Source organism: Kitasatospora sp. NPDC056327 (assembly GCF_042261735.1).
In the GTDB taxonomy this organism is placed as follows: Bacteria; Actinomycetota; Actinomycetes; order Streptomycetales; family Streptomycetaceae; genus Kitasatospora.
This window is the reverse complement of record NZ_JBHJRC010000350.1, coordinates 4601-8134: the sequence shown is the minus strand read 5'-3', so window position 1 is coordinate 8134 and position 3534 is coordinate 4601. Positions and strand designations below refer to the sequence as shown.

Sequence of the window (3534 nt, the reverse complement as noted above, 5' to 3'; positions counted from 1 at the left end):
GGCCGCGCCCTCGACCGGCGCACCGAGCGCGACCCGCCGACTTCCCGCGCAGGCCGTCAGCTCCGGGTGAGGAGGTCGCCGAGGCGTCGGTGGCGGGTGGTGCGGGCGGTGAGGCGGGTCGGGGCGGGGGTGGCGGTGAGGTGGGCGAGGGCGGTGCTGACGGCGTGGCCGAGGCGGGTGCAGAAGGCGGCGGGTTCGTCGGCGGCGTCGGGGAGTTCGGGGACCACCTCGTCGACCAGGCCGACGGCCGCGAGGTCGTACGCGCCGATGCCCTGGGAGCGGGCGAGCTCCGGGGCGTGGGAACCGTCGCGGTGGACGATGGCGGAGGCGCCCTCCGGGGGGAGCGGGGCGAGCCAGGCGTTGGAGGCGGCGAGGACGCGGTCGGCGGGGAGGAGGGCCAGCGCGCCGCCGCCGGAGCCCTGGCCGAGGAGGACCGCCAGCACCGGCGTGCGCAGGGAGAGCAGGGTGGTCAGGCAGTGCGCGATCTCGACGGCGATGCCCTCCAGCTCGGCCTGGACGGAGAGTTCGGCGCCCGCCGTGTCCACCACCGTCACCAGCGGGAGGCCGAGCTGTTCGGCGAACCGGGCCGTGCGGCGGACGGCGCGCAGGTCGGCCGCGGTGAAGGGGAGTTCCTGGGCGCCGCACTGGCGCTGCTGGCCGACGACGACGGCGGGCTGTCCGTCCAGGACGGCGAGGGCCCGGACGAGGGCGCCGGACCGGCCGCCGGGGGAGTCGAGGAGCACCAGTTCCCCGGTGGTGCGGCGGAGCAGTTCACGGGTCCCGGGGCGGTCGGCGCGGCGGGTGCGGAGGACGGCCTCCCAGGCGTCGGGGCGCTCCGCGGTGGGGGCGGGGACGATGGGGGCGGCGGCGGCCGGCGGGGCCGGCAGGGGGACGCGGGTCAGGACGGACAGCGAGCGGCGCAGCACCTCACGCAGTTCCTCCGGCGCCACCACCGCGTCCACCAGTCCCCGTTCGGCGAGGGTCTCCGCGCGCTGCACCTCGGTGGGCAGCGGGACGCCGCGCAACTCCTCGTAGACGCGCGGGCCGAGGAACCCCAGCCGGGCCCCGGGTTCGGCGAACACCAGCTGTCCGAGCGTCCCCCAGGAGGCGAACACCCCGCCCATGGTGGGATTGCGCAGGTAGGTGAGGTAGGGCAGCCCGGCCGCGCGGTGGGCCTGGACGGCGGCGGTGATCCGCAGCATGCAGAGGAAGGCGGCGGAACCTTCCTGCATCCGTGTTCCGCCCGAGACCGGCAGGGCGACGAGCGGGAGGCGTTCGGCGGTGGCCCGTTCGACGGCCCGGGTGATGCGCTCGGCCGTCGCCACACCGATCGATCCGCCGAGGAAGCCGAACTCGGAGGCGACCAGGGCCGCGGGCTCCCCGCCGATCCGCCCGGCACCGGTGAGCACCGCCTCGTCGGTGCCGGTCCGCTCCCGTGCGCGGGCCAGGCTCGCCCGGTACCCGGCGTCCGCCGGCTCGGCGGTCGGCGGTTCGTCCCAGCTCACGAAGCTGCCGGGGTCGACCAGCAGGCCGACCAGTTGGTGCGCCGTGAGGGAAGTGTTCATCCGTTCCACCCCATCGTCCGATCCGGGTCCGCGCGACGAAGATCACGATAGGGCGGTCGGGGTTCGCCGTGGGGGATCGGGCGCAGGGTGTGAGGAGACCGACAGGGCGCGGGCGCCGGTCGCCCGGCCGGGGGGCTGCGCCCGCGTTGCTAGGGTCGGGGCATGGCGACGAGCGGGACGGGTGGCACGGGCGGCAGCGGTGGGGCGAACCCCCCGGGGCGGTTGCGGCGGGACGCCCGGCGCAACCGGGACCAGCTGCTCACCACCGCCCGGGACCTCTTCGCCCGGCACGGGCTGGACATCCCGCTCGACCAGATCGCCAAGGAAGCGGGCGTCGGCAACGCCACCCTCTACCGGCACTTCCCGACCCGTGAGGCGCTGATCGGCGAGGTCTTCGCGGACGCCGCGGACCTGCTGGACGAGGCCGGTGCCGAGGCGCTCGCCGCCGAGGACGCCTGGGGCGCCATCGAGCGCTACTTCGAGCGGATCTTCGAGCTGGTCGCCGCCGACCGGGGCATCAACGACCTGGTCACCCAGGCCATCCCGACCGTCCCCGGGATGATCGAGATCAGCCGGCGCAACGCCGTGACGGTCGGCACCCTGGTCGCCCGCGCGCAGGAGCAGGGCACCATGCGCCCCGACGTCGTCACCATGGACCTGCTGTTCATGCTCGGCCCGCTCTGCCGCGCCCTGCCCGCCACCACCGACCTGCGCCCCGACCTGTGGCGCCGCTGCCTCGCCCTGCTGCTCGACGGTTTCCGCACCCGGGCCGCCCATCCGCTGCCGGTCCCGCCGATCGGCGAGGAGCACCTCGACAGGATGTTCGCCGACCTCTGGGAGGCCGACGGGCCCGCCCCCGCGTGAGCGGCGCCCGCCGCGTCAGGGACCCGTACGGAGCGGGGCCGCGCACGTCAGGGCTCCGTCAACGAACCGCCCGTTCCCCCTCCGCCGCGGCTTGGCTGGACCCGACAGCACCAGCCACCCCCGCGAGGACGGACAGCACCATGGCGGACGAGCCGACACCTTTCCCCGGCGGCCACGGGCGAACCGGGGACGACGGCCACCCGGACGACGCCCCGGCGGACGACGGCCGGGGCCGGATCGTCGTCGGCGTCAGCGGCTCGCTCGGCAGCCTCGCCGCCCTGCACCGCGCCGTCGCCGAGGCCCGGCGGCTCGACGCCGAGGTCCTCGCCGTGCACTGCTGGACGCCGGCCGGCGGGGAGTTCGGCTACCGCCGCGCGCCCTGCCCGCCGCTGCTCTCCGCCTGCCGCGACGCCGCCGCCGCCAGGCTGCGCGACGCCCTCGACCGGGCCTTCGGCGGCGCCTGGGCCGGCGCCCGGCTGCGCAGCGTCGCCGTCCGCGGCGAGACCGGCCAGGCCCTGGTCCGGTGCGCCGACCGGCCGGGGGACCTGCTCGTCCTCGGCGCCGGCAGCCGCGGGGCGCTCGCCCGGGCGCTGCGCCCGTCGATCACCGCCTACTGCGTCCGGCACGCCGCCTGCCCGGTGCTCGCCGTCCCCAAGCCGCCCCTCCAGCGGGAACTGGAGGCCCTGGAAGGCCACTTCCTCACCCGGCTGACGGTGAAGGCGACGGCGTGAAGGGCACGCCGGCCCCGGCGTCGTCGGCCGCCGTGGCGCCGACGGCCTCCGCCGCGCCGCTCCCCGTCCTCGCCGTCCTCGGTGAACTCCGCCCCGGCCCGCTCGCCCTCGGGGCGTGCGTGGGTCTGTGCGCCCTGGTCGGCCGCCGCTCGCGGCCGTCGGCGGCCCCGCCGCCCCGGCCCCGGCCGTCCGGGCTGTTCGGGACGCCCCCCGGCCACGGTCCGGTGGCGTGACGGCCCGTCGGCCCGTGGCGGGAGTACCCGTTCTGAGCTGGTAGTCTTCTTCCTGTCGCGAGGGAGATGATCTCTCGTCAGGCGTCAGTGGTGCTACCAGAGCACGTCCCACTTTCAGTGGGGAGAGTCCGTGCGACCCGG

Annotated in this window: 4 protein-coding genes; 3 read left to right on the top strand and 1 reads right to left on the bottom strand. The window is 76.9% G+C overall.

The genetic code is table 11. The features are described from left to right. Window positions 1-56: 56 nt before the first annotated feature. Window positions 57-1565, bottom strand: a complete 1509-nt coding sequence (locus tag ACFCX4_RS32260) for a carboxyl transferase domain-containing protein (RefSeq protein WP_376150314.1) — start codon at window positions 1563-1565, stop codon at window positions 57-59. A gap of 162 nt (window positions 1566-1727) precedes the next feature. On the opposite strand from ACFCX4_RS32260, the gene ACFCX4_RS32255 reads away from it, so the two are divergent. The 3 genes from ACFCX4_RS32255 to ACFCX4_RS32245 all read left to right on the top strand — a co-directional run bounded on the left by ACFCX4_RS32255 (window position 1728) and on the right by ACFCX4_RS32245 (window position 3393). Then, window positions 1728-2429 carry a TetR/AcrR family transcriptional regulator gene (locus ACFCX4_RS32255; protein WP_376150312.1) on the top strand — a complete coding sequence of 234 codons (702 nt, stop codon included), beginning with the start codon at window positions 1728-1730 and terminating at the stop codon, window positions 2427-2429. 140 nt (window positions 2430-2569) lie between these two features. Further along, complete coding sequence (locus tag ACFCX4_RS32250) at window positions 2570-3160, top strand: universal stress protein (RefSeq protein WP_376150310.1); 591 nt, start codon at window positions 2570-2572, stop codon at window positions 3158-3160. Continuing rightward, entirely contained in the window at window positions 3157-3393 is a 237-nt protein-coding gene (locus ACFCX4_RS32245; protein ID WP_376150309.1) for a hypothetical protein, read from the top strand. The genes ACFCX4_RS32250 and ACFCX4_RS32245 overlap by 4 nt, the downstream gene beginning before the upstream one ends. Window positions 3394-3534 lie beyond the last annotated feature (141 nt).

Excerpts from the sequence above, each read along its gene's own strand:
- ACFCX4_RS32260 (WP_376150314.1), bottom strand. The coding sequence starts at position 1,565 with ATGAACACTTCCCTCACGGCGCACCAACTGGTCGGCCTGCTGGTCGAC.
- ACFCX4_RS32255 (WP_376150312.1), top strand. The coding sequence starts at position 1,728 with ATGGCGACGAGCGGGACGGGTGGCACGGGCGGCAGCGGTGGGGCGAAC.
- ACFCX4_RS32250 (WP_376150310.1), top strand. The coding sequence starts at position 2,570 with ATGGCGGACGAGCCGACACCTTTCCCCGGCGGCCACGGGCGAACCGGG.